Below are 26,373 nucleotides of genomic sequence, written 5' to 3'. Positions count from 1 at the left end.
GTTTTAAACCTAAAAATATGAATTATGCAACAGAAAAAAGATCGGCGGAACTTTCTTCGTAATCTCGCATTGGGAGGAGTTGCCGTAGGTGCGGCACCTTCAACGCTCTTTGCCTCTACCAATGAAAGCCCTATAGAAAAGGAACAGCAAAGCTGTAGACAATTCACGAAGGAGGAGCATGACCGAGTATTCAACGGACCATATGTTGGTCATCACCTCGATAAGATTGCTTTTCCCATTGGTGGAATCGGTGCCGGTATGTTCTGTTTGGAAGGCTCCGGCGCAATTTCGCACGTCTCCATCCGTCATAAACCGGAGCTGTTTCATGAACCTACCATTTTGGCGCTGTAGCCATTAAAGGTCGAGCAAACAGTGCGAAAGTGTTGGAAGGACCGGTGCCGGACTGGAAGCTTTTCGGTTATAAGGATTATGGTGGCGGTAGTGGTGGTACAACTTATGGCCTACCTCACTTCGAGCAAGCTGAATTTTTAGCACGGTTTCCTTTTGCGGAGATCCAGCTACGTGATGATAAGTTTCCGTTACAAGTACGACTGGAGGCGTGGAGTCCTTTCGTTCCTTCTGATGCCGATAATTCCAGCCTGCCGGTTGGTGCTTTAACGTACCGATTCATTAATACTTCACAAGAAAACCTCGAGGCTGTTTTTTCTTTCAACAGCCGAAACTTTGTAGTTCAACCGGAAGGAGAGGGATCGATAAAGAAAATACAAAAAGGCTTCCTCCTATCGCAGGCTAAAACAGAGGGTAAAAATAATTTAGCGACCGACTTTGCCATTTTTGCAGATACCAGGGACGAGGTAATTGTTGATTATTGCTGGTTCAGAGGAGGCTGGTTTGATCCCCTAACCATGGTGTGGAATACCATTAAGGATGCCAATGTAAAAGCGGTAGATCCTATTGACAAGGATGCACCTGGAGCTTCCCTCTTTATTCCTTTTCAATTAGGGGCGAATGAAGAGAAGGAAATCCGAATCCTTATGGCATGGTATGTGCCCGAATCAAATGAGAAAGCAGGGCAAGCCATGCCAGACGACAAAACAGGCAAAGAAGCTTGTTGCACTACACCGGCCGCCTTAGGTATGGGGGAAGATAAGCCGATTCCTACAAATTATAAACCTTGGTATAGCCAAAGATTTAAGCATATGGAGGAGCTGGTTGACTATTGGAAAACCAATTACACAACACTTTATAAAAACACGGCCTTATTTCGGGATACCTTTTATGCTTCCACTTTACCGCCTGAAGTATTGGAGGCAGTAGCTGCTAATTTAAGCATTTTGAAAACGCCGACCGTAAGAAGACAGCACGACGGTCGTCTTTGGGCCTACGAGGGAATCTTTCCGCATAACGGTTGCTGTGACGGGTCTTGTACGCATGTATGGAACTATGCGCAAGCATTGCCTCATCTGTTCCCCTCCTTGGAAAGAAGCTTACGACTCACGGAATTTTGTGAAAATCAAAATGCAGAAGGGCATCAGGGCTTTCGAGCTAATTTGCCGATCAGTCCGTTGAAACACGATTTTCACGCTGCGGCTGATGGCCAATTGGGCGGGATTATGAAAGTTTATCGAGATTGGCGAATATCGGGTGATGATGAGTGGATGAAAAAGCTTTACCCGATGGTACAAAAGAGTTTGGATTATTGCATTCAAACTTGGGATCCCAACGGCAAAGGGATCTTGGAAGAACCGCATCATAATACCTATGATATCGAATTTTGGGGCCCAAATGGTATGTGCACAAGCTTTTATTTAGGAGCACTGAAGGCACTGATCGAAATGGGGCGCTATCAAAGGAAAAATATGAAACGTTACGAGACTTTGTATGATCGCGGAAGGGCCTATATGGAAGATCAGCTGTATAATGGCGAATATTTTATTCAAAAGATACAGTGGACAGGTTTGAAGGCCCCGGATCCAACCAAAGCGCAATCCTTTCATACACAGTATACACCCGAGGCCATCGAAATATTGAAAAAAGAGGGGCCAAAGTATCAATATGGTACAGGCTGTCTTTCGGATGGTGTAATCGGTGCTTGGATGGCGGCGATGTGCGGATTGGAAAATCCGTTAGACCAAGAAAAGGTAAACAGCCATTTACGTGCGGTGCATCAATACAATCTCAAAAACGATTTAACAGATCATATCAACCCACAGCGACCGACTTATGCGATGGGACATGAAGGTGGTTTGTTGCTCTGTACTTGGCCTAAAGGAGGCATGCTTTCGCTGCCTTTCGTGTATAGTAATGAGGTGTGGACAGGTATCGAGTATCAAGTAGCTTCGCACTTGATGCAGATCGGTGAAACTGATAAAGGACTTGAGATTATCAGCGCTTGCAGAAAGCGGTATGATGGACGTATAAGAAACCCATTTAATGAATACGAATGTGGAAGTTGGTATGCCAGAGCAATGGCTAGTTATGCTTGTTTACAGGCAATGACGGGAGTGCGCTACGATGCAGTGGACAAAGTGCTTTATATTGATTCCAAAATCGGTGATTTCTCTTCTTTCTTGTCTACAGACAAAGGCTTTGGATTGGTGAGTTTAAAAAATGGTCAGGCAAAGTTGGACGTTGTTTATGGTGAAATACCAGCGAAAGAAATTTCACTATCAGGTAAAAAAGTGAGACTTGGTTAAAATAAAGGCATATGCATTTAAATCTTTTAAGCGGTTTTTTGGGCAGTGGGAAAACTACGGCTATTAACCATGCATGCAAATTATTGCAGATGCAAGGATTTAGAGTAGGTGTTATTACAAACGATCAGGGAACGGAATTAGTAGACACCCAATTTATGGCTCGAGAAGGCATCCTCACTGAGGAAGTGACGGGAAGCTGCTTCTGTTGCAACTTCGAGTCGTTTACTCGTAATATGAATCAGCTGCTTGAGCAGCATCAGGTTGATTTGATTTTTGCGGAGTCGGTTGGTTCTTGCACGGATTTGATTTCGACGATTCTTAATCCTTTACGTCGATATTATGGTGAAATCAAAATAACCTTATCTGTTTTCGCCGATGCGAAGCTTTTGCCTATAGCTTTGGGACATTCCCGAATTTTTAAAGATAGTGTAAATTACATTTATAAGCGTCAACTGGAGGAGGCCGACTTGCTGATCATCAACAAAGTAGACCTTTTAGAGCCAACCGAATTAGCTGTTTTGGATTCGTTGATCAAAAAAGAATTTCCCGATAAGCAGGTGGTCTTTCAAAGCTCCTTACAGCGTGAATCTATTCTGAATTGGTTGCAGAAAACGGAAACATATGAGCATTTTAAGGAAAGAAGATCACTTTTTATTGATTATGATATATATGGGAAAGGTGAGGCAGCCCTAACTTGGCTTGATTACAACTTGGAGCTGGTTTCTTCGGAAGGGCGTGCGGGCCACGCTGCTGAGCTATTGATTAGCATGTTAAACAGGATGATTCGCGAGCGCAATTTGCCTATAGGACACCTGAAATTTTTAATCGAAGGCGGAGAAGAGAGTCAGAAATTAAGTTTTACTACCATGGAAACAGCGGATTTTCGTATACAACTATCAGGCAAGCTTGACAAGCTTCGGATGCTTATAAATGCACGCGTCCAATGTCGGCCTAAATCGTTACAAGGTATTGTCGATAAAGCTTTACAGCGGGTTGCAAAACAGAACGGTGTAAAAATAGCCTTGCTGAAGACAAGTATATTTGTTCCTGGATATCCCAGACCTACACATCGAATCATTACCTAGATCATTATTGATTAGTAAGAAATCCTTATGAAGATAAAAAGAAATACGGTGGTGAGCTTGCGCTATAGAATGTCAAATAGCAAGGGTGAAATTCTTGAAGATTTGATGAATGGCCCGGCCATTGAATATCTCTATGGAGATGGAAAGATTGATCCACAATTAGAGCAGGAGCTGGCGGGTTTACAAAAAGGAGATCAAAAGAAAATTACGCTCGAAAAGAATGTAGGGAAAGGTCTTGATGATAGTTTTGAGCTGGAAGTGATTATCGATACGGTCCGCTTAGCTAATAAGGCGGAAATTGCAAGCGGCCTGCATGAGAAACTAGTCAACTGCGACGAAGACTGTGTTTGCTATAAATCATAAAATAATGAAGTCTTTTATTTTTTTCCTTACGTTTTTCTGTTTGCTGCATATTTCATTAAATGCGCAAGATCGTTGGATTAGACCGAATGATGTACACGATGTGGCGAAATGGGGAATCCGGCAAGGCATTGTTTTCAGTTTATGGCCCTACGGTCTCGAAGATGCGCATGCGATTTACGGTGGTGGTCCTAGGGGATTGATACGTGTTGGCGTTGAGCGAAGTGGAAAAATTTATCTACTTAATTTTTTAGCTATTGAACCACTTGTAGATGGAAAGATCGAATTTAGCGAAATATCGCCTTCATCAGTTGATAACCGCTGGGGGAAGATAATGTGGGCAAGCGATCACCCCAATCCCACTGCATTTTATCCAACGGCTAATTGCCGTGGTGTTATTAGTCACCCTGATGACGCTCGTCCCGAGTTGGAGGAATTGTCTATTTATGTATTCCTGGAAAAATATCACTCGGGGGCGCATCCCTACTTAAAACTCTCGATTCGAAGTGATCGACCGGATGAATTGGCTATTCAGTTATTCAATCGGGAGGATAGTAAGCAAATGGATTATTGCAATATCACAGCGACGATGGGAAACTATGCACGACTACGATCGCTACATTTAAAAGAAGGCGCGATTGATTCCCGAGTGCTCTATAAAGGCTATAATGGAATAGATTTTATCGAAAAGGAAAGCTATCCAGCGAGCAGCATGCTCCGTAGTCTTGACGGAAGTTATTTCGCATTTGCAACCGGTAATGAAGATATACAAGCCTTAAAAGCTTGGCCGGTTGATTCCTTGGCGAAAAGCAAATTGGGCTGGAGGTATCGCCCACCCCTGAAGTTTACGCAATACTGGCGTAGCGAACAAAACAATGGAAGTGATAATCGTTTAATGGTAAGAGTGAACGGCAGGTATCGTTATTGGAGCGGTGGAAGTCGGGATTCTACCCATTACATGAAAATCCCAGGAGGGGCAGCCTTTGAAAATTTTGAACTGCGCCAACCTTATCAATCCGGTCAAAAGATATTTTTTGGAATATCAGAACGCACACCTCAGGAAATTTTGGACAGGTTTTAGTCCCGTTATTGAAGACAATAATTAATTGGAATTTGAGATTTAATCGTTTAAACAGTAACTTGCGAACTAAATCTTCTGATAAGATTCTTTAAGCTAAATCATTATTCACGCCATTATATGAATAAAAAAGTTTCGTTAAAGGACATTGCCAAGGCTGTAGGAGTTTCTACCGCTTTAGTTTCTTATGTACTTAATAATAAGGAAAAAGAAGCGAGAGTAGGCAAAGAAATAGCCGAAGTGATTCGTAAAAAGGCAATGGAAATGAATTATCAACCAAATCAGTTGGCGAAAAGCTTGAAGAGTGGAAAGTCATTTACGATCGGATTGATATTGGCGGATATTTCCAACCCCTTTTTTGCAAATATCGCCCGCACTATAGAAGATGAGGCAAAAAAATATAATTATACCGTTATCTTCGGTAGCTCAGATGAAAATGCTGAAAAATCCCGAGATTTAATTGAAGTATTGATTGAAAGGCAAGTTGATGGGTTTATTATAGCACCCACAGAACGAACGGAGTCACAGATAGAGAGCTTAAAAAAAGCCAATATCCCTTTTGTCTTGATTGACCGGTATTTTCCCAAAATTCAAACCAATTATGTGATTACCGATAATTTTGGAGCTGCCTACAGGGCAACAAAGCATTTAATTGATGCCGGTTTCGAACGGATCGGTATGATAGCTTATAAAAATGGGCTTATTCATATGAAAGAACGGGTAAGGGGATATAAACAGGCAGTTAAAGATGCTGCATATGGAAAAGCCTTATTAAAAGAAGTTACTTATGAAATGGGTGAAGGCGAAATACAGGATAAAATTGACGAATTAATTAACGGAAAGCAAAAAATTGATGCGTTGTTTTTTGCTACCAACACACTTTCCATTCATGGCCTGAAATATTTAAACCGCAAAAAGCTAAGAGTACCGGACGATGTGGCCGTGGTCTGCTTTGACGAGTGTGACGCATTTGATTTTTTTTATTGTCCGCTAACTTATGTGAAACAGCCTTTAGTAGAGGTAGGACAACAGGCTGTCAATATTTTACTCAAGAAGATTAATAATCCGGAAAAAGAGGAAGAACAGGTTTCTTTAGCCTCTGATTTTGTTATTAAAAAGTCAAGTGCCAAGTGATAGGTCTCAAAAGTTTAGGGATTGGTCTCCAAATTCTTCGGCTACATCTACTTCTTCGCTAAATGCTTACGAAGCTTACTAATTTAGCTTGTGATCAGGAAATTGACGACTCAATAAGCGGCCTCGTCATAAACAAAAGGAGGAGTAACATGAAGGCTCACATAGAAAGAAAAATCATACGTTGGATACACATTATATTAAGTATTCCAATACTCGGCTACATTTACGGGCCGGTGGCAGCACTAACATATCCGGCTTTAGCCGTAAAGTTTGTATTCTTACCCATCATTATTCTTTCGGGATTCTGGCTTTGGAAAGGGAGTCTTGTCAAAAAGTGGATACGCAAAAGTGCCGATCGTAAGCGGGTGCTAAAATAACTCAATACTATGCTAATATAGTTTGATTGAATCTGCTTTGGGATGTGTATTTATGCATAAACCAAAAATTATATTATGAGAACCCTTCTATTAAATCTACTATTCATTGGATATCTTGGAGTTTCGATTGCGAGCGGACAAGGCAGCACTGAAACGCCCCCATGGGCGAAGGAAAGCCAAGAGCATAAAGATCAGCGTCTGGCTTGGTGGAGGCACGATCGCTTTGGGATGTTCATCCATTGGGGATTATATGCTGTATCGGCAAGACATGAGTGGGTACAGCAGATAGAACAACGGAGTACTGAAGAATATAAGGACAAGTACTTCAATATATTCGATCCGGATTTATACAACCCAAAAGAGTGGGCAGCGTATGCAAAAGAGGCTGGGATGAAATATATTGTACTCACCGCAAGGCATCATGAGGGTTTTAGTTTATGGGATACCAAGGTAAGTGATTACAAAGCACCGAACACGCCTGCAAAAAGAGATCTTTTGAAACCTTTCGTCGAGGCTTGTCGCGAGGCCGGCTTAAAGGTTGGCTTTTACTATTCGCTAATCGATTGGCACCATCCGGATTTTAAGGTAGACGGTACGCATGCTTTGCGCAATAAAAAGGAAGCCCGCGAGAGCAACAGTAAGCGCGATATGAGTAAGTATCGGCAATTTATGAAAGACCAGATTACCGAGCTGCTTACTAACTATGGAAAGATCGATCTTTTGTTCTATGATTTCTCCTATCCAGGTCCGGATGGTAAGGGACATGATGACTGGGACAGCGAAGGGATTTTAAAGCTGACCCGCAAGCTACAACCCGAAATTATCGTGAACGACCGATTAGATATAAACGATACGGATTGGGGCTGGGATTACAAAACACCGGAGCAGTTTATGCCAAGCAAATGGCCGGAGGTGAATGGTAAAAGAGTGCCGTGGGAAACCTGCCAAACGTTTTCCGGTTCGTGGGGCTATCACCGCGACGAAAATACGTGGAAAAGCACCAACCAGCTGATTGCTATGCTGATTGAAGTCGTAAGCAAAGGCGGAAATCTATTGTTAAATGTAGGGCCAACTGCCAGAGGGTATTTCGATGATCGGGCTACTGATCGGTTGGCTGGTATGGGCAAATGGATGAAATACAATAGCCGGTCCATCTATGGATGTACGGCCGCCCCTGAAGCATTTAAAAAACCTGATAACTGTTTTCTGACCTACAATCCGGATACCAAGCGTTTGTACGTCCACCTATTACAATGGCCGTTTAAAACACTGTATTTACCCGACTATAAGGGCAAGGTAAAATATGCGCAGTTTCTGCACGACGGCTCCGAAATTAAGTACACCTCGCGTTCGTCTGCCGCGTCCGGTGCACACACAACAGCAACAGCCGGTGAAAACGATCTCATTGTGGACTTACCGGTGGTGAAACCGAATGTGGAGATCCCGGTTATCGAATTGATCCTCGAATAAAAAAATGCGACCAAAAGGTCGCTTTTTTTTTTGCCCCTTATATCGTCTTTTACCATTCCCCCTTCTTCAATCTTCTATAAGACAAATTGGCGAATTATTGATACAAATAGAGTATTTAAAGAATTGCTAAATCGTTTTCTTTGAATCCTGAGTCATGTTTATGCAAATAAGCGTGATTCAGACACTAGCCGTGCTAAACCGTTTTAAATTATTAATGCTAACTGAACAAAATTAATGTGCCAATAAACTTAAACAATTTCTTATGAGGAGGAATACGCGCTTTTATTCTGAGTGGCTGCTCATCAAATTGCCTTTGATGAAAACACTGCATCCACCATTTCTATTAAAAAAACCGAGCAGCTATTTTTTGTGCTCAATCATTTGTATTCTTTGCTTTCCTTGGAAGAATACTTATGCAAAATCAACGTTCTTTGCACCGCCAAATTCACACTTAGAAGCACAGCAGCGGGAGATTATTGGCAGTGTAGTAGACGAATCTGATTTACCATTGCCCGGTGTAAGTGTGAAGGAGCAAGGAACAAGTAATGGTACATCTACTGATGAAAAAGGGGCTTTCCGTTTGATACTACAGAAAAGTAACGTCATTGAGATTTCATTCGTTGGCTATATGTCCCAAACTATAAATATCGGTGATGATAAAGAAATACGAATTATGTTAAAACCCGATGCCCAATCTTTAGAAGAGGTGGTGGTTACGGGCTTTGGATTATCACAAAAGAAAGCCTCGGTAACGGGAGCGATTTCGACGATCGGTTCAAAAGATATTGCACGTTCTTCAGCGCCCAACGTTTCTGGTGCGCTCGTCGGAAAAGTTGCTGGGTTGAATACGAGGCAAACTGATGGTAGACCTGGTTCGGGTACACAAATACGAATTCGGAATATGGGAAATCCCCTTTATGTGATCGATGGTATGCAGTCAGATCAAGGGCAATTCAATAATTTAGATTTTAACGATATTGAATCTATATCGGTATTAAAAGACGCTTCTGCTTCTATTTACGGCGTACGAGCGGCTAATGGCGTAATAGTTGTGACTACTAAAAAAGGTGCTAATAACTCAAAAAACACGGTATCTATAAATAGCTACTTTGGTATGCAGGATAATTTTAAATTTGTTGATCCTGCTGACTCCAAAACCTATGTGCACAATTATGTACAAGGTGAAACGTTACGCGGCACCGATAGACAATATTCCCGCGAAGAATACGATAAGTGGATGGCAGGAACGGAGGTAGGTTACCAAGGTTTCAATTGGCTCGATTTTATTTGGGAAAGTGCTCCCCAGTATTACTTGAATGCTAATTTTAGTGGTGGAACGGACAAATCAAATTATTATGTTTCTATTGGACGCTTGCAGCAAGATGCCACTATCAAAAATTACGGTGGTTTTGAACGGACCAACCTGCAAATGAACTTGGACAGCAGAATTAATGATCGCTTTAAGGTTGGTTTTCGTATGAATGGCCGTCTGGAAGAACGGGTGAACCCTGGTGTTCCGGGGGGAGACGACTACTGGTTGCCTCGATTTGCTGTTCTTCGTAATTTACCTACGCGCCGTCCTTATGCAAACGATAATCCACTATATCCACAACGTCCCGGCGACGATCCGCAGACAAATTTTGCTGTTCTGAACTACGAGCGGTCTGGTCGAATGACAGAGAACTGGAGGCATATTCAATTGCAGGCTAACGCCGAATACGAAATCATGGATGGTCTTACGGCAAGAATGCTGGGTGGCTATTATTATGGGAATCGTAAATTTGACAACCAAGAGTATACCTATCAGCTTTACCGCTATGATCCTGCGACAGACAGCTATCCCGTGGATTATTCCATGGACGACCCTTATCGTGAACGAATTTATGAAGAGATCGAAGAGATTACATCGAATGTCCAATTGGATTATAAGAAAACTTTTGGAGACCATAACATCAATACAATCGTGGGATTCGAAACCATTCAGCGCAGTGACCCACAAGGCCAGATTGTCAGCAGACCAACAGCTAACAGTTTGAACCTGATTAGTTTTGATGAATTGCGGACATTCAACGACAGAGGGAGGAATACGCAAGCACGTATGGGAATTATGGGACGTTTCAATTATGATTTTAGAGGTAAGTATTTGCTGGAATTATCGGGTCGCTATGATGGTTCCTGGAAATACCCTCCAGGACACCGCTGGGGTTTTTTCCCATCGGCCTCAGCTGGATGGCGGATTTCAGAGGAGGAATTTTGGAAAGGTCACGGCATTCATGATGTGATCAATAATTTGAAAATCAGAGGTTCCTATGGTACGGTTGGAAACGATGACGTCAACGGCTACAGTGCCTTTGATTTCCTTGCAGGATATAATTTCAGAAATGGTGCCGGTGCTTCAGTAATAGACGGCCAATATGTGATCGGTTCGCGTCCAAGAGGCTTACCGGTGACTACTTTATCGTGGACACGATCCCACATCTTAGACGTAGGTTTCGAAATGGAAACCTTAAAAAATCGGATGACGGCTACGTTTTCTTATTTTAATCGCTTAACGACGGGCATTCCCGCAGCGCGCTATGATGTGCAACTGCCTTCCGAGCTCGGCTTTGGGTTACCTAATGAAAACTTAAATTCAGATGTTATTAGAGGAGTAGATGGGATGTTGCGCTGGGCGGACAACATCAACGACTTTAATTATAGTATTGGCGGTAACTTTACCTATGCGCGCTTCTACGATTGGGAGCAATACGACAATAGGAGAAGCAACTCGTGGGATATGTACCGAAACAGCATATACAAGCGTTACGGATACCTTAACTGGGGATTGGAAGCCATTGGACAGTTCCAGAGTTGGGAAGAGATTGCCAATTATCCGATCGACAATGATCGGCGCGGAAACACGACCCTCATGCCAGGAGATATTAAATACGCGGATCTCAATGGTGACGGGGTAATTAACAATATGGATGAACGTCCAATTGGTTACCGCGAAGATGCTACACCGATTTTGAATTTTGGTTTGAATTTCGCTTTTAACTACAAAGGATTCGACCTGGCCTTCGACTTCTCGGGTACGGCATTCTCTTCTTGGTATCAACGTTGGGAACAAGCTGTGCCATTCCAAAACAATGGTAATAATCCGACTTTTATTTTTGACGACGCCTGGCATTTGGCTGATGTTTGGGATCCCAACAGTGAATTAATTCCCGGTAAATACCCTTTGGTACGTTTGAATCAAGGCGACCATAGCAATTATTGGGGTAGTACATTTTGGAAAAGTAATGTAGTCTACGTGAAGTTACGAAATATTGAGCTCGGCTATAACCTGCCCAAAACGTGGTTAAGCAAAGCAAAAATTTCAGGCATCCGTGTATATATGATGGGGCAGAATCTCTTTGCCCTGACAAATGTGCAAGGGGTCGATCCCGAGCAGCAAGATCAGAATGGCTTGGGCTATCCGACCATGCGTATGTATAATTTCGGTTTAAACCTTCAATTCTAACACATGAAAAAAAGATGTTTTTATATAGCAATCCTCGCGGGCGCTTTACTAAATAGCAGCTGCCAGGATTTTCTTGATCAAAAACCCGATACCATATTAACAAACGACCAGGTTTTTGGTGATCCCAACTTAATTCGTTCAGCACTCGCAGATTTTTACGATCGCATCAGCTGGGGGCAACGGCCTGGAGGAGGACAATATGATTATACCGTATTAGATGAAGCGATTAAGTATGATTTCGACCAGTTTAATAGTTTTGACCGTAACCGTTGGCGCGTTTACGACTATGGGCTCATCCGAAGTTTTAATCAGTTTTTACAAGGATTGAACGAAACAGATGCCCTGACCGATACCGAGAAAGCGCCCTTGATTGGAGAAGTACGATTATTACGTGCCTGGTGCTATTTCAATACGTGTCGAACATTGGGTGGCATGCCCATAGTAGGCGATGAAGTTTTTGATTATGTGCCTGGTGTAGACGTTACCGCTTTACAATTTCCAAGAGCGACGGAAGCGGAAATGTACGATTATATTATCAGTGAGTGCCAGGAGAGCGCTGAACTGATGAGCGGAGACAAAACAACTAATAATGCACGCGCCAATAAATGGACGGCAAAAATGTTGGCAGCTCGGGCAGCTCTATATGCTGGTTCCTTAGCGAAATACAACAACATGATGCCGGCGCCTATACAAACAGCTGGTAGAGAGGTGGGAATTGAATCGGCAAGGGCTAATGGTTATTATGAAACGGCTCTTGCAGAAGCTACAGAGGTGATCGAACAAAGCCCATACGAACTTCAAGACCGGAGGCCGGAAGACAAGGCGCTCAATTTTTATGAAGCAGTATGCGTTAAAGAGGCCAATACCGAAGTTATTTGGGCGCGTGACTATATTTTTCCTGGGCAAACACATGGTTTTACAGGAGCGAATCTCCCCACATCGATGGCACAGGATGCCAATACCAGCTATTTGTCCATCCTTTTAAATTTGGTCGAGGAGTTCGAACCTATTAATACAACAACGCCTGGCCAAGGTAGTAAATTTGAGGTCGGTAGTTTCGGCGGAACGCCGCAGTTTTTCGAAACGGCAAGTGAATTATTCGAGAGTCGGGATCCACGGTTAGCGGGGACGGTATTATATCCGGGGTCTACATTCGCAGGCGCCGAGGTAGTTTATCAGGCCGGGCAATTGAATAGAGAGGGCAACGCGTGGATGAAACGAGAAGGTGCTGCCAATAGTACGGCGAATGGTCAGTTGCTGACTTCCGAAAATGGGCCGATTTTCAATTCTGCCCTTCGGCTAGTTAATAAGACTGGTTTTGGTATCCGCAAATTTTTAGATGAAACGCCTGCTGCCGGAACCATTGGTAGAGGGTCAGAAATGTGGGAACCCCGTTTCCGCATGGCAGAAGCTTACCTGATTGCAGCTGAAGCGGCCTTTGAATTAAATGGTGGTAGTAATGCCGTCGCCTTGTCGAATATCAATGCCGTGCGTGCACGTGCGGGTGTACAGCCATTGACAGTACTTACTTTTGAAAATATCGTACATGAACGGCGCGTCGAGTTCGCATTCGAAGATCATCGCTATTGGGATCTGTTACGCTGGCGGCGTGCGCATATTGTTTGGAACGGGAATCCACGTAATGAACAAGCCGGCAGAAGAGGCTTGTGGCCTTATCGGGTTGTCGCATCAGGGGATCCTAACAATGGCAAGTGGGCATTCGAGGTACGGAATATGGATTTTATTTATCCAAATCCTTTGTATTTTGAACTGCGTCATTATTACAGTGAATTGGATAACGGTTGGTTAAATAACAACCCGAAACTGGTAAGAAACCCCTATCAGTAACATAGTTTAACTAAAGAATATGAAAAAGTATTGTATATATAGCTTATTAATTTTCGTGACGCTCCTTGCGGGTTGTGGAAAAGACAATTATGATGAACCCACCTCTACATTAACGGGTCGAATCGTTTATCAGGGAGAACCTTTGCAATTGAAAGGGACTAATGAGAGCGTACGCGTTCAGTTATTTCAGGATGGTTACGACTTTCGGACGCCATTGGACGTTTTCGTCTCCCAAGATGGCAGCTTTTCCGCTAAATTATTTGACGGACACTATAAATTGGTTACCAGAGACGGTAATGGTCCCTGGCTTAATACCCGCGATACCACGGAAGTGGAATTAAGAGGGACGGCTTCCGTGGATTTGGAAGTAACGCCTTACTTCACCATCTCTAATTCATCGATCTCCTTGAGCGGTAATGTGATGAATACCTCTTTTACGATTAATCAAATTGTGGATGCCGCGCAGATCGATCGGGTAATGCTGCTCCTCAATACGACCACCTTCGTTGACGAAGTGGCTAACGTTGTACGAGCCGAATATACGGGTGATGATGTTCAGGTCGGACAGATGGCTTTAAATGTGGATTTTTCAGACGAGCCTGACGCGGTCAATGGACGTGCGCTCTTCGGGCGGATATGCGTTTGGCCAAGTGGTTCTGATCAAGGAATTTACTCACCAGTTGTTCGCCTTAGATAAAAATTGCAATGATGTTCTATAAATCCTTAATTGTCGCATCCTGTTTAAGTCTATCGATCCTAAATCCGACGAAGGCTATTGAGGAGGTTACCAATGTAAGCCGCCCCGATACAAGTGCATCTAATAAGCATTACGTATCCAATCGGAAACCGCTGCGATCTGCTTATTTCGTTAAATTGCCTGTGGGTTCTATCCAACCAAAAGGTTGGCTTCGGAAATACCTGGAATTACAGCGTGACGGATTGACGGGACATCTCGGGGAAATCAGTGCTTGGCTAGCAAAGAAAAATAATGCCTGGTTAAGTAAAGATGGAAGTGGGGATCATGGCTGGGAAGAAGTTCCTTATTGGTTGAAAGGTTATGCTAATCTTGGCTATATTTTAAAGGACGAACGGATTATTCAGGAAGCGAGGATCTGGCTTAACGCCGCGTTGGAAAGCCAGCGAGAAGACGGTTACTTCGGTCCATTGATTTTAAAAGATGGCAAACCCGACCTCTGGGGCAATATGATTATGCTGTGGTGTTTACAATCGTACTACGAGTATAGTCGTGACGAGCGGGTGCTATCTTTTATGGAAAAGTATTTTGCCTGGCAAAATCAACTTCCGGAGGAGAAGCTACTCAAGGATTACTGGGAGAACAGTCGGGGAGGGGATAATCTCTATAGCATTTATTGGCTTTATAACCGAACACAGGGAAAGGAATGGTTGTTGGACTTGGCAAAGAAAATCCACCGAAATACGGCCGATTGGAAGCAGCAACATAACCTTCCGAATTGGCATAATGTGAATATTGCGCAATGCTTCCGTGAACCCGCTACTTATTATTTGCAAACTGGCGATCCGAGTGATCTCGAAGCTAGTTATCGTAATTTTGATATTATCCGCGAACGTTTCGGCAATGTACCAGGGGGCATGTTCGGCGCAGATGAAAATGCGCGGGAAGGCTATGCGGATCCACGACAAGGAGTTGAGACCTGCGGCATGGTCGAACAAATGGCCTCCGATGAAATATTAATGGGAATAACCGGTGATCCTTTTGGGCAGATCATGCCGAAGAGGTTGCTTTTAATACCTATCCTGCGGCCGTAATGCCTGATTTCAAGGCTTTACGTTATATTACGAGTCCGAATATGTCCATCAGTGATAGCAAGAACCATCATCCGGGCATTGATAATAAAGGCCCCTTTTTAATGATGAACCCTTTCAGTTCGCGATGCTGTCAACACAACCATGCACAAGGATGGCCTTATTTTGCCGAGCATATTTTTATGGCCACACCGGATAACGGTTTGGCGGCCCTGCTTTTTGCGGAAGCTGTTGTGACAGCAAAAGTGGCAAATGGACAGGAGATTAGCATTGAATCGGCCGGGCATTATCCTTTTGATGATCAGATTTCCTTTACCGTACATACAGCAAATGGGGTAAGTTTCCCCTACTATATACGGATTCCAAATTGGTGTAATCAAGCCAGTGTACTGGTTAATGGTAAAAAGGTGCAACAAGCCTTTAAAGCGGGTTCTTATGTTAAGATCGAGCGAACATGGAATGATGGCGATAAAATTACCTTAACATTGCCCATGGAACTTTCTATTACAAAATGGAAAGAGAATAAGGGAAGTATCAGTATTAACAGAGGACCGCTCACTTATTCTTTAAAAATCCAAGAGCAATATATCAAAAAAGACAGCAAGGCCTCTGCCATTGGGGATTCTAAATGGCAAGATAATGCAGATCCTGAAAAATGGCCATCTTTTGAGATACTGCCTAACTCGCCTTGGAACTACGGAATCGTGTATGCTGGCCAGAAACCAGGAGAAATAATAGAAGTAATAAAAAGCGAGTGGCCGGAGGATAACTTTCCTTTTACGCCTGACCATGTCCCGGTAAGATTAAAAGTTAAAGGTAAACAAATTCCGGAGTGGAAAATCGATCAATATGGGTTAACGGATGTATTACCAGCCAGTCCGGTACAGGTGAATACGGAGGCAGAAGAGCTAGAACTTATACCCATGGGGGCAGCAAGGTTGCGGATTAGTGCTTTTCCGGTGATTAAGTATTAGTTTTAAGGGATTAGCTAATAGCTAACAATGGATATACTAAAACAAACAATACAATAGAAGATGAAAAAAACATCATTTTTAGTGCGTTAATGATCAGCTTAGGCCTCCTGTCAAGTTGTGGAAGTGGTGCAGATAAACAGGCCTCAGCGGAAAAGAAACAAGGTTTAAGGGCACCTGCTTATCCCTTGATTACGCATGATCCTTACTTTAGTATCTGGTCTTTCGGAGATACGCTGAATGCACAGTCAACTAAACACTGGACGGGCGAGGATCAACCACTTGTAGTACTGGCTCAGGTGGATGGCAAAGTATATCAATTAGTGGGCAAAGCAATTTCGCTTTTGGAAGATGTAGTGCCTACCGCACAGAAAAAACCTTATGAAGTTCACTACACCTATGCAAATCCGGGAACGGGTTGGGAAGCAACTGATTTTGTCAATCAGTCTTGGGAGGCCGGAACAGCACCTTTTGGCGATAATTCCGTGGATAATCCGATGAAAGCCGCATCACGTTATGATAAGGAAATTTGGTATAAAAGGGAATTTACTTTGGACAAGCTTCCAAATGATCCGAAGTTACTGATTAGCCATGACGACGCGGTGCAAGTTTTTATCAATGGCGTATTGGCTTATGAAGACCCGAATTTTATTCTAGATTATGGACAAAGAGCTCTTTCGCCCGCGAGTATAAAAGCACTGAAGCAAGGTAAAAACACTTTAGCTGTACATTGTCGTAATGATCGGGGTGGCGCCTTTATCGATGTCGGTTTGGTACAGGAACGGAAACTGTTGGATACCGAATTGGCAAAACAGACGTCTGTGCATCTAACGGCGACACAGACTGAATACTCCTTTGATGCCGGCGGCGTAGCCATTGATTTAACTTTTACTTCGCCTTTATTGATGGATCAATTGGAAGTATTGGCTAGACCCGCATCCTATCTAACTTTTAAATCAGTGTCGAAAGACGGGAAAGCCCACGATGTAAAAATCTGGTTTGCATTATCGGGAAAAGTGAGCGCTGATAAAGCTAAACAGGAAGTGAAAGCAGCTATAGAAGATCATGATCAACTACTGGTACAATCGGTGGGGACAACGAGTCAGCAAATATTAGGTAAAAAAGGAGATAATGTTCGGATTGATTGGGGAAAAGCATATATCGCGACCACGAAAAAGGCTTCTATTAAATCAACTCCAAACAGCTTGCAGGGTTTTGTCGCAGATATTGCAAAAAAGGGTGCTTCTTCTGAAGCAAAAATTGGCGCTGCATCCGATATGCTGATCGGTGTGGAGATGACCTTAGGGCAAATAACGGATGCAATCTCAGAACATTTGGTGATTGCTTATGACGATGAATACTCGGTACAATATTTCGGAAAGAATTTGCGCCCGTGGTGGCGTCGGGATAATAAGACAAATGCCCTAGATATGATTCAAGCTGCGGAGAAAGACTATGATCGTTTAATGCAGGCCTGTCAATCTTTCGATGAAAAATTATCGGCCGATGCTCAAAAGGTAGGCGGTGAGCAATATGCCGACTTATGTAACCTTGCCTATCGACAAGCAATCGCTGCGCATAAAGTAGTAGCAAATACCAATGGGGAATTGTTGTTTTTCTCGAAAGAAAACTTTTCAAACGGTTCCATCGGAACGGTGGATGTTACCTATCCTTCTGCGCCGCTTTTTATTTTGTATAATACGGAGCTTGCGAAAGGTTTGTTACGTTTTATTTTTGAATATTCGGAAAGTGGTAGATGGAAGAAGCCGTTCCCTGCCCATGATGTCGGAACGTATCCTTTAGCCAATGGTCAAACCTATGGAGAAGATATGCCGGTGGAAGAGGCAGGTAATATGATTACCCTTACCGCCGCTATAGCTTTGCGGGATGGCAATACGAATTTTGCGGAGAAACATTGGGAAACCCTGACCACTTGGACTGAATTTTTAAAGAAAGAAGGACTCGACCCGGCAAATCAGCTCTGTACCGATGACTTTGCAGGACATCTCGCGCGCAATGCTAACTTATCTGTGAAAGCGATTATGGGAATCGCTTCTTATGCGAAACTAGCAGAGATGCTAAAAAAAGAGGACGTAGCAAAAAAGCATTTCGAATTAGCGAAACAAATGGCCGCCCAGTGGATGAAATTGGCCGACAACGGTAATCATTATACCCTTGCTTTTGGCCAAAAGGATACTTGGAGTCAAAAGTACAACCTCATTTGGGATAAGCTGTTGAAATTGGATATATTCCCTAAGGAAGTGGTAGAAAAGGAAATTGCTTATTACAAGACAAAACAGCAAACATATGGTTTGCCCTTAGATAGTCGAAAAACCTATACAAAATCTGACTGGATTTTATGGACCGCTACCTTAGCGGATGATACGGATTTTGAGACGTTCGTAAGCCCGGTGTGGAAATTTGTGAATGAAACACCGGACCGTATCCCCTTGAGCGATTGGCATGAAACAACCGATGGTAAGTCAGTTGGTTTTCGTGCACGATCGGTGGTAGGCGGCTATTTTGTGAAGATGCTAGAGAAGGAAATGTTGAAAAAGTAAACAGCAGTCGACAGTCCGTTTGAAACGAAGTTTTAACTCTTAAAATAAATTAAATCTGAAAGCTGATTGCTGAAGTCTGACAGCTAAATTGAGACAATATAAAGAAAAATTGACACAGTGCTAATTGGTTTATCGTACGATAATCATTTCCTTTGGTTGGAAGATTTTTTATCAAACGACAAACCAATTAGCAAATCGATATGAAGCTATCAACATTATTACTAGGTATTTCATTTATTCTCGCCGGAGGATGGCTGACGGGCTGCTCGTCAACCAATAATAAAAAAGAAAATGAACATACCGAGGAAGCTGCGGAAACGCGCTGGTCGACAGAAGACGCCAACGAATGGTATGAAAAGCAAGCTTGGCTTGTGGGCTGCAATTTTAGTCCAAGTACGGCGATTAATCAGCTGGAAATGTGGCAAGCGGATAGTTTTGATACCTTGACTATCAATAAGGAATTAGGCTGGGCGGCGGATCTAGGCTTTAACACAGTTCGCGTATATCTTCATGATTTACTTTATGAGCAAGACAGTGCGGGCTTCTTGAATAGAATGGAAACTTTTCTGGCAATTGCCGATAAGCATCATATCAAACCACTTTTTGTATTTTTCGACTCTTGCTGGGACCCTTTTCCAAAATTAGGAAAGCAACGCGCCCCAAAACCACATGTCCACAACTCGGGATGGGTGCAAAGTCCTGGTTCGGAAGTGTTAAAAGATAGTACCCAATACCCTAAATTGGAACGCTATATTAAAGGGGTTGTGACGCATTTCGCCCAAGACAATCGCATTTTAGGTTGGGATGTTTGGAATGAGCCCAATAATCCCAATAAAAGTTCTTACGGAAAAGTAGAATTAGAGAATAAGGACAAGTATGTTTACGAGTTGCTCAAAAAAACCTTCGATTGGGCGCGTGCTAGTCAGCCAAGCCAGCCCCTAACGTCTGGTTTATGGGATGGCGGCGACTGGTCTGATTCAACGGCACTGACCGAAATACAGCGTTTGCAATTGGAAGCGTCAGACATTATTAGCTTCCACAATTATGAAGATCCCGCATCTTTTGAGGCGCGCATTAAGCAGTTGGAAAAGTACGGGCGGCCTATATTATGTACAGAATACATGGCCCGGCCAAACAAGAGTACTTTTGAAGGTAGTTTGCCCATTGCAAAGAAATATAATGTAGGGGCTTACAATTGGGGTTTTGTCGATGGGAAAACACAAACCATTTATGCATGGGATAGCTGGTCTAAGTCTTACGACGCGCCGCCTAAGGTTTGGTTTCACGACATTTTAAGAAAAGATGGCACACCTTATAGTAAAGAGGAGGTTGCCTTCATCAAATCGCTTACTAAAGCAACAAATTAATATTTTATTCACATATAAAAGAACGCATGACACGTAACTTGATTTTTGGATCCTTACTTTTAATTAGTTCGCAGTTCGCTGTGGCGCAAGACGCAAATTGGAAGCCTGTTGGCGATAAAATCATGTCGCCTTGGGCAGAGAAAGTAAATCCGAAAGAAACGCTACAAGAATATCCAAGGCCGCAGCTTGTACGGAAGGGCTGGCAAAACTTGAACGGCCTTTGGCAATACGCCATAACTTCGAAAACAGAACAAAATATACCAAGTAATTTCCAAGGACAGATTCTTGTCCCTTTTGCCGTTGAATCTGCTTTATCAGGCGTTGGAAAAACGGTTGGTAAAGATCAAGCTTTATGGTACAAAAACACCATTAAATTAGAAGCCGTAAATAGCAAGGAAGATGTACTGTTGCATTTCGGAGCAGTAGATTGGCAATGTGAAGTATACGTAAATGGCCAACAAGTGGGTAGTCATCAAGGTGGTTTCGATCCATTTTATTTTAATATCAGCAAATACCTTAAAAAAGGAAAGACACAAGAGATAGCGATCCGAGTGTGGGATCCAACGGATGAAGGGCCTCAACCACGTGGTAAGCAGGTGAAAAATCCGGAAGGTATTTGGTATACGCCCGTTACCGGTATATGGCAAACTGTTTGGCTGGAAAACGTTCCAAAAACCTATATAGCTCATACAAAGCAAACTCCGGATGTCGACAAAAAATCGCTAACATTCTACGCGCAAGTAGAGGGCAGCCAAAGCGGTGATCAGGTTAAAGTGCTTGCACTGGATGGTGATAAAGTTCTGGCTGAACAGACTGTAACGGCAGGGGCAGAAGCAAATTTATCGGTCCCCGGCGTAGAGTTATGGTCGCCATCGAACCCTAAACTTTACGATCTACGCGTATCGGTTCTTCGGAAAGGAAGGGTAATAGATGAGACGACAAGCTATTTCGCCATGCGTAAAATATCCATGGCCAAGGATGGTAAAGGTATTCAGCGGTTAATGTTAAATAACGAGTTCGTATTCCAGTATGGCCCATTGGATCAAGGGTGGTGGCCCGACGGTTTGTACACGGCCCCAACCGACGAAGCGCTATTGTTTGATATTGTAAAGACAAAAGAAATGGGCTTTAATATGATCCGTAAACACATTAAGGTAGAACCTGCTCGTTGGTACCGTTACTGCGACAGTCTTGGTTTGCTGGTATGGCAGGATATGCCAAGTGGCGATTTAGGCGGTAACCGTTGGGACAATCATCCAGGGCAGCTCTCAGGGTATAACTTGGATAAAGAACGTTCCGCTGAATCAGAAGCCTATCACAAGAAAGAGTGGAAAGCTATCATGGACGCTTTGCATAACTTCCCCAGTATCGTTGTGTGGGTTCCATTTAATGAAGCTTGGGGACAATTTAAGACCAAGGAGATTACCGAATGGACTATCCAATACGATCCGTCACGTTTGGTTAATAGTGCCAGCGGAGGCAATTTCTTGAAGACAGGACATATTTTGGATATTCACAACTATCCTGATCCTTCGATGCCCGACCCAGCATTATTTGGCGAAAAACAAGTATTGGTACTGGGCGAATTTGGTGGTTTAGGTTTGCCAATAGAAGGTCATACCTGGCAGGAAAAAAATAACTGGGGATACCAAAGCTTTAAAAATAAAGAGGAGCTTTTAAAGCGTTATACTAAACTGATCGAAGACTTAAAACGATTGATCCCATTAGGATTATCGGCTGGTGTATATACTCAAACAACGGATGTGGAGGTTGAAACGAACGGAATGATGACTTATGATCGTGAAGTGATCAAGATTCCTGAAACACAGTTGAATCAACTGCATCAGACGCTCTATCAACAGTCTATACAATAAGGGTTATATTGAAAATGGGACTAAATCGAGATGAAGAATCAAATTTAGTCCCACCTCATGAAGACAGATATGAAGATAAAATACTATGTTTATTACATTTTGGGCTGTATAGCCCTTTCGTGTAATAACCCCGCAAGAGAAAACAACGCAAATGAGCACAGCGTAAAAGAAACAACAGCGTTTGATAGCCAAATCGATGGTAAAGAAGCGAAGCTTTATACAATCAGCAATGGAAAGGGATTAACCGCAACACTCACGAATTATGGTGGCAGAGTTGTCAGTTTAACCGTACCGGATAAAGATGGTAAGCCTGTCGACGTCGTTTTAGGTTTTGCGACAGCGGCGGAATACAAGGCCTCTTCAGAGCCATATTATGGTGCTACGATCGGCCGTGTAGGGAATCGGATAGCGAAAGGGAAATTTGAATTGGATGGAAAGGCATATAGTATCTTTACCAATAATGGGCAAAACACCTTGCATGGCGGAAAAAAAGGGTTTCAGGATGTAGTGTGGGATGCAGAACAAGCAAGCGACTCTTCACTTGTTTTGCGATACCGTTCACCCGATGGTGAGGAAAATTTTCCAGGAAACTTAGAAGTTAAAATAACCTATACCGCCACCGCCAATAATGGATTGCGGTTTGATTACGAGGCAACTACTGATAAACGCACGCCCGTTAATCTTACGAACCATGCTTTCTTTAATCTGAACGGGGAAGGCTCGGGCACCATTAATAATCATCTTTTACAAATAAACGCAAATAGATATACACCAGTTGACAGCACCCTGATTCCGCTGGGTAATTTAGCTTCTGTCAAGAATACGCCCTTTGACTTCACAACAGCGCAAGCCATTGGTAGCCGCGTAGATCAGGACAATGAGCAATTAAAATTCGGAGGTGGGTACGATCATAATTTTGTACTCAACAAAGGGAATAAGTATGGTTTAGCAGCTACTGTTACGGGTGATAAGAGTGGCATTGTTATGCAGATCTTTACCGACGAACCGGGATTGCAGTTTTATGGAGGCAATTTTATGAAGGGACAAAATACCCTGAAAAGCGGCGTGAAGGATGACTATCGAACATCTTTTGCTCTAGAGACTCAGCATTTTCCGGATGCCGTAAATCAACCGGACTTTCCGTCGATCATTCTGGACCCGGGCAAGGTCTACAAAACGACTTCGGAGTACGTCTTTTCCGTTACTAAATAGGGTGTAGAATGCGTAAGTTCCTCCTTTTTTCGCTGCTCTGTTTTGCGCTCGAATGTGCTGCTCAAGAGCCTGATCGATATAGCAATCCGGTATTCGAACCTGTACTGGCAGATCCATCCGTCATAAGGGATCCAAAGACGGGTTTGTTCTATGCATTCGGCACCGCTGACGACTGGGGAGATGGAAAAGGGCCGCGATGGGTACCCATGTTGCAATCAAAGAATTTAACCCAATGGCGTTACGTGAAAAATGCCTTGCGGCAAAAACCGCAATGGAAAGAAAAAGGAGGTGTTTGGGCACCGGATGTAAATCGAGTAAATGGGAAATATTACATGTACTACGCATTTTCTACTTGGGGAGATCCTAACCCCGGTATCGGTTTGGCAATTGCTGACTCCTTAAATGGAGATTTTATAGATCAAGGAAAAATATTTCTCAGCGCAGAGGTGGATGTGCCAAATTCTATCGATCCATGCTTCTTTGAAGATCGAGGTAAAAAATACCTTTTTTGGGGAAGTTTCAGTGATTTACCAACACAAGGAACTTATGCCATTGAACTTAGCGAAGATGGTAGATCGGTTGCTGATATCCACAAAAAAACAAAAATAGCAGCTGGCGATTGGGAAGCGGTTATGATTCATAAGGAGGGTGATTACTACTACTTCTTCGGTTCAAAGGGCTCTTGCTGTGAAGGCTTAAACAGCAAATACCATGTGCTTGTTGGAAGATCAAAGCATTTACTAGGACCTTATCTAGATAAAGAGGGGTACCCAATTACTGAAAGAGGACGAGGTACTTTACTGATTCAAGGGAATGACCGGTTTGTAGGAACAGGGCATAATGCCCGTCTTATTCGCGATGACAATGGGCAGGACTGGTTCTTGTATCATGGTTTCAATGCCCGGAAAGGAAAGTTAAGCAATGGTACGGATCGTCGAGTTCTACTTATGGAACCTTTGTTTTGGAAAGATGGTTGGCCTGAAATAAAAGGGCAAGGAACTTCTTCTGTCAAACAAAGGGCTCCTGTATTTAAATAACTCTTTCTCGTGCTGTTTTAACAGCTATTTACCTTATTTTATTCCTACTGTTAAAAACCTAAAGGAATTCGAATCGACTTGAAGGATGGGCGGATTTCCGCTATGCTCGAATTTAAGATCAATAAATGCTGTTTTTCGAGGTGCAACCTGCTCATTTTTGAAATGGGTATGAAATACATAATGCAAGTTACCCTGCTTGTCTTGAATAAGGTCTCCATGGCCGGTGCCATCTTCCCCAATTAATCTTCTACTTATAATGGGATTGCCTCGATGCTTTTTCCACGGTCCCATGGGATGCGATGAAGTGGCATAACCAACGGCATAATCGGGGTTTCGAAAATCATTGGCTGAATAAAGAAGATAATAAAGTCCGGCATGTTTAATAACGGTAGGTCCCTCCGTAACAGGCCAGCGCGCGTCGGATGTGTTTTCCCAAGGTTCATCAGCACGAAGGCATTCGCTGGCAGTTTCCTCTTTAATTTGACTTAAATCATTTGACAATTCCGCACAGTAGATTCGATTGCCGTCATGTAAGCGCACAAAATAGAGATAGGCTTTGTTTTTATCAAAAAATATAAACGGATCGATTTGTTTGGTAGGTCCATTGAGGGCGCGTTTTGTGTCTTGCGTAAAAGGACCAAGTGGGCTATCGCTGCTAGCGATCGCAATTTGTTCGTTAGCAGTATAAGCCATGTAAAACCTGTTTTTATATTTAAAGACCTGCGGCGCCCAGAAGCCCATCGTGCCGAATGTATGGTCTTTATGCAAAGCGTAACCGTTACGATCGCGACCAACAGGACCTGTCCAGTTTTCGAGGTCTACGGAGCTATATACTTGAAAACCATCAGGTGCTCCAGTACCGTACAAGTAGTAGGTGCCATTGTCATAGAAAATGTGAGGATCAGCTAAAGTAAGCGGTGCGGAATGGGTGCTCGCATCTTCGATCTTAGGCCAGCCCTCCCGATAATGGATTCGCTTGATAAGGGCTACACGTCCGTAGCCATCTGGTTTGCCCGTGTTGGGATTGATGGGAATGGCATGATAAGCGATAAAGATATTGCCCTTCGGATCGCGGAAAATGGAATTATGCCCCGGAGCCAGCCATAAACTATCCTTTTCAAGCAAAACGCTTCTATTCGAATGATTGTTGGAACCCAATCGTTCGAAGGGCCCGAAGGGGTTTCTTGCACGAGCGATCATCACCGCATAACTGGCTTGAGGCCCACAGCAATTATCACCTGAATAATAAAGATAATAATAGCCTTGGTGGTAATCTACCCATGCTCCTTCAATTAATTTATCGTATTGTGCTTCTTGTTCCGGATGCATAACGTCAATCGATTTTGAGCCCTCACGAAATGCTGACCAATCATCCGTCATTTCTTGCACCTTAATCGGCGCATGACCTGACCCCCAATAAAGTAGTTTCTTTTTGGTTTTAGGGTCTATAAAGGCCATAGGATCGATATTCACAAACCCTTCTCCACATAACAAAGGTTTGCCCGAATCCTTAAACGGTCCAGCGGGGTGTTTAGCGTAAGCGACACCTAGGCATTTTCCGTTCCCCGATTCGCCGGAATAAAAAAGCACAAACTGATTTATGGCACTATCAAATAGCACGTGAGGAGCCCAAAAATCGCGATCCGCCCAGCTTGGTTTTTCGGGGAGAGCGTCGCCTAAAATAGTCCAATTTTGAAGATCTTTGGAACGGGCCACCTGGATATGGGCTAGTTTATCATCGATATTGCTATTGGTTGCATAAGCGTAATAAAATCCTTCAGTGTAAATAATGGTTGGATCAGGAAAATCTTTATTGATGATCGGGTTCTTGATGGCCTGCCCGAACGAATAATGGATGAACAAAATCGATAGAATCGAAAAAATAAAGCGCCTCATGTAATAATTGGTTATTAGACCTCAAATAACGTAAAATGAAAGGAAAAGTGGCTCATCCGATTGTATCAAACTTTCGACAAATTATCTTTCGCTACATGTCTCGCCCAGGCCAGGTAGCATAGAAGCGTTAAGAACGGGTACTATCAACGAGCATATCAC

The 26,373-nt window shown here is 43.1% G+C and carries 19 protein-coding genes; 18 read left to right on the top strand and 1 reads right to left on the bottom strand.

The features are described 5' to 3' along the window. The first annotated feature begins 24 nt into the window (after positions 1-24). The 18 genes from QT327_RS00160 (at position 25) to QT327_RS00075 (ending at position 24,318) form a co-directional block, all read left to right on the top strand. Positions 25-351 (top strand): twin-arginine translocation signal domain-containing protein, encoded by a 327-nt coding sequence (locus QT327_RS00160; RefSeq protein ID WP_289551545.1) that lies wholly within the window; start codon positions 25-27, stop codon positions 349-351. Between the two features lie 29 nt (positions 352-380). Continuing rightward, the gene (locus QT327_RS00155; RefSeq protein WP_289551544.1) at positions 381-2,657 is read left to right on the top strand and encodes a GH116 family glycosyl hydrolase; all 2,277 of its coding nucleotides are present in this window, start codon (positions 381-383) and stop codon (positions 2,655-2,657) included. Positions 2,658-2,668: 11 nt separating this feature from the next. Beyond that, complete coding sequence (locus tag QT327_RS00150; RefSeq protein ID WP_289551543.1) at positions 2,669-3,742, top strand: GTP-binding protein; 1,074 nt, start codon at positions 2,669-2,671, stop codon at positions 3,740-3,742. A 27-nt stretch (positions 3,743-3,769) separates the two neighbouring features. Further along, positions 3,770-4,105 (top strand): peptidylprolyl isomerase, encoded by a 336-nt coding sequence (locus tag QT327_RS00145; protein ID WP_049794939.1) that lies wholly within the window; start codon positions 3,770-3,772, stop codon positions 4,103-4,105. 4 nt (positions 4,106-4,109) lie between these two features. Next, positions 4,110-5,183: a hypothetical protein gene (locus QT327_RS00140; RefSeq protein ID WP_130858072.1), complete on the top strand. Its 1,074-nt coding sequence runs from the start codon at positions 4,110-4,112 to the stop codon at positions 5,181-5,183. Positions 5,184-5,300: 117 nt separating this feature from the next. Further along, complete coding sequence (locus QT327_RS00135) at positions 5,301-6,314, top strand: LacI family DNA-binding transcriptional regulator (RefSeq protein WP_130858071.1); 1,014 nt, start codon at positions 5,301-5,303, stop codon at positions 6,312-6,314. A gap of 149 nt (positions 6,315-6,463) precedes the next feature. Beyond that, positions 6,464-6,691, top strand: a complete 228-nt coding sequence (locus QT327_RS00130) for a hypothetical protein (protein WP_013663913.1) — start codon at positions 6,464-6,466, stop codon at positions 6,689-6,691. Between the two features lie 75 nt (positions 6,692-6,766). Continuing rightward, positions 6,767-8,161: an alpha-L-fucosidase gene (locus QT327_RS00125; protein WP_289551542.1), complete on the top strand. Its 1,395-nt coding sequence runs from the start codon at positions 6,767-6,769 to the stop codon at positions 8,159-8,161. Positions 8,162-8,423: 262 nt separating this feature from the next. Then, positions 8,424-11,663 (top strand): SusC/RagA family TonB-linked outer membrane protein, encoded by a 3,240-nt coding sequence (locus tag QT327_RS00120; RefSeq protein WP_130858069.1) that lies wholly within the window; start codon positions 8,424-8,426, stop codon positions 11,661-11,663. A 3-nt stretch (positions 11,664-11,666) separates the two neighbouring features. Further along, the gene (locus QT327_RS00115) at positions 11,667-13,511 is read left to right on the top strand and encodes a RagB/SusD family nutrient uptake outer membrane protein (protein WP_130858068.1); all 1,845 of its coding nucleotides are present in this window, start codon (positions 11,667-11,669) and stop codon (positions 13,509-13,511) included. Positions 13,512-13,530: 19 nt separating this feature from the next. Beyond that, positions 13,531-14,208: a DUF3823 domain-containing protein gene (locus QT327_RS00110; RefSeq protein ID WP_130858067.1), complete on the top strand. Its 678-nt coding sequence runs from the start codon at positions 13,531-13,533 to the stop codon at positions 14,206-14,208. 8 nt (positions 14,209-14,216) lie between these two features. Next, positions 14,217-15,299, top strand: a complete 1,083-nt coding sequence (locus tag QT327_RS00105; protein ID WP_289551540.1) for a beta-L-arabinofuranosidase domain-containing protein — start codon at positions 14,217-14,219, stop codon at positions 15,297-15,299. Further along, positions 15,299-16,270 (top strand): glycoside hydrolase family protein, encoded by a 972-nt coding sequence (locus QT327_RS00100; RefSeq protein WP_289551538.1) that lies wholly within the window; start codon positions 15,299-15,301, stop codon positions 16,268-16,270. The genes QT327_RS00105 and QT327_RS00100 overlap by 1 nt, the downstream gene beginning before the upstream one ends. 89 nt (positions 16,271-16,359) lie before the next feature. Continuing rightward, positions 16,360-18,828 carry a glutaminase domain-containing protein gene (locus QT327_RS00095; RefSeq protein ID WP_289551537.1) on the top strand — a complete coding sequence of 823 codons (2,469 nt, stop codon included), beginning with the start codon at positions 16,360-16,362 and terminating at the stop codon, positions 18,826-18,828. Between the two features lie 200 nt (positions 18,829-19,028). Further along, positions 19,029-20,195 carry an endo-1,4-beta-xylanase gene (locus QT327_RS00090; protein ID WP_130858064.1) on the top strand — a complete coding sequence of 389 codons (1,167 nt, stop codon included), beginning with the start codon at positions 19,029-19,031 and terminating at the stop codon, positions 20,193-20,195. Between the two features lie 26 nt (positions 20,196-20,221). Further along, positions 20,222-22,069 (top strand): glycoside hydrolase family 2 protein, encoded by a 1,848-nt coding sequence (locus QT327_RS00085; protein ID WP_130858063.1) that lies wholly within the window; start codon positions 20,222-20,224, stop codon positions 22,067-22,069. Positions 22,070-22,126: 57 nt separating this feature from the next. Further along, entirely contained in the window at positions 22,127-23,281 is a 1,155-nt protein-coding gene (locus QT327_RS00080) for an aldose epimerase family protein (protein WP_246860331.1), read from the top strand. An 8-nt stretch (positions 23,282-23,289) separates the two neighbouring features. Next, complete coding sequence (locus tag QT327_RS00075) at positions 23,290-24,318, top strand: family 43 glycosylhydrolase (RefSeq protein WP_130858062.1); 1,029 nt, start codon at positions 23,290-23,292, stop codon at positions 24,316-24,318. Between the two features lie 33 nt (positions 24,319-24,351). On the opposite strand, the gene QT327_RS00070 is transcribed toward QT327_RS00075, so the two are convergent. Continuing rightward, positions 24,352-26,214, bottom strand: coding sequence for a family 43 glycosylhydrolase (locus QT327_RS00070; RefSeq protein ID WP_242627383.1), 1,863 nt, complete (start codon positions 26,212-26,214; stop codon positions 24,352-24,354). Between the last annotated feature and the right edge of the window lie 159 nt (positions 26,215-26,373).

Origin of the sequence: Olivibacter sp. 47, assembly GCF_030372825.1 — a bacterium.
Taxonomy (GTDB): domain Bacteria; phylum Bacteroidota; class Bacteroidia; order Sphingobacteriales; family Sphingobacteriaceae; genus Olivibacter; species Olivibacter oleidegradans.
This window is presented reverse-complemented; position numbering and strand designations above follow the sequence as displayed.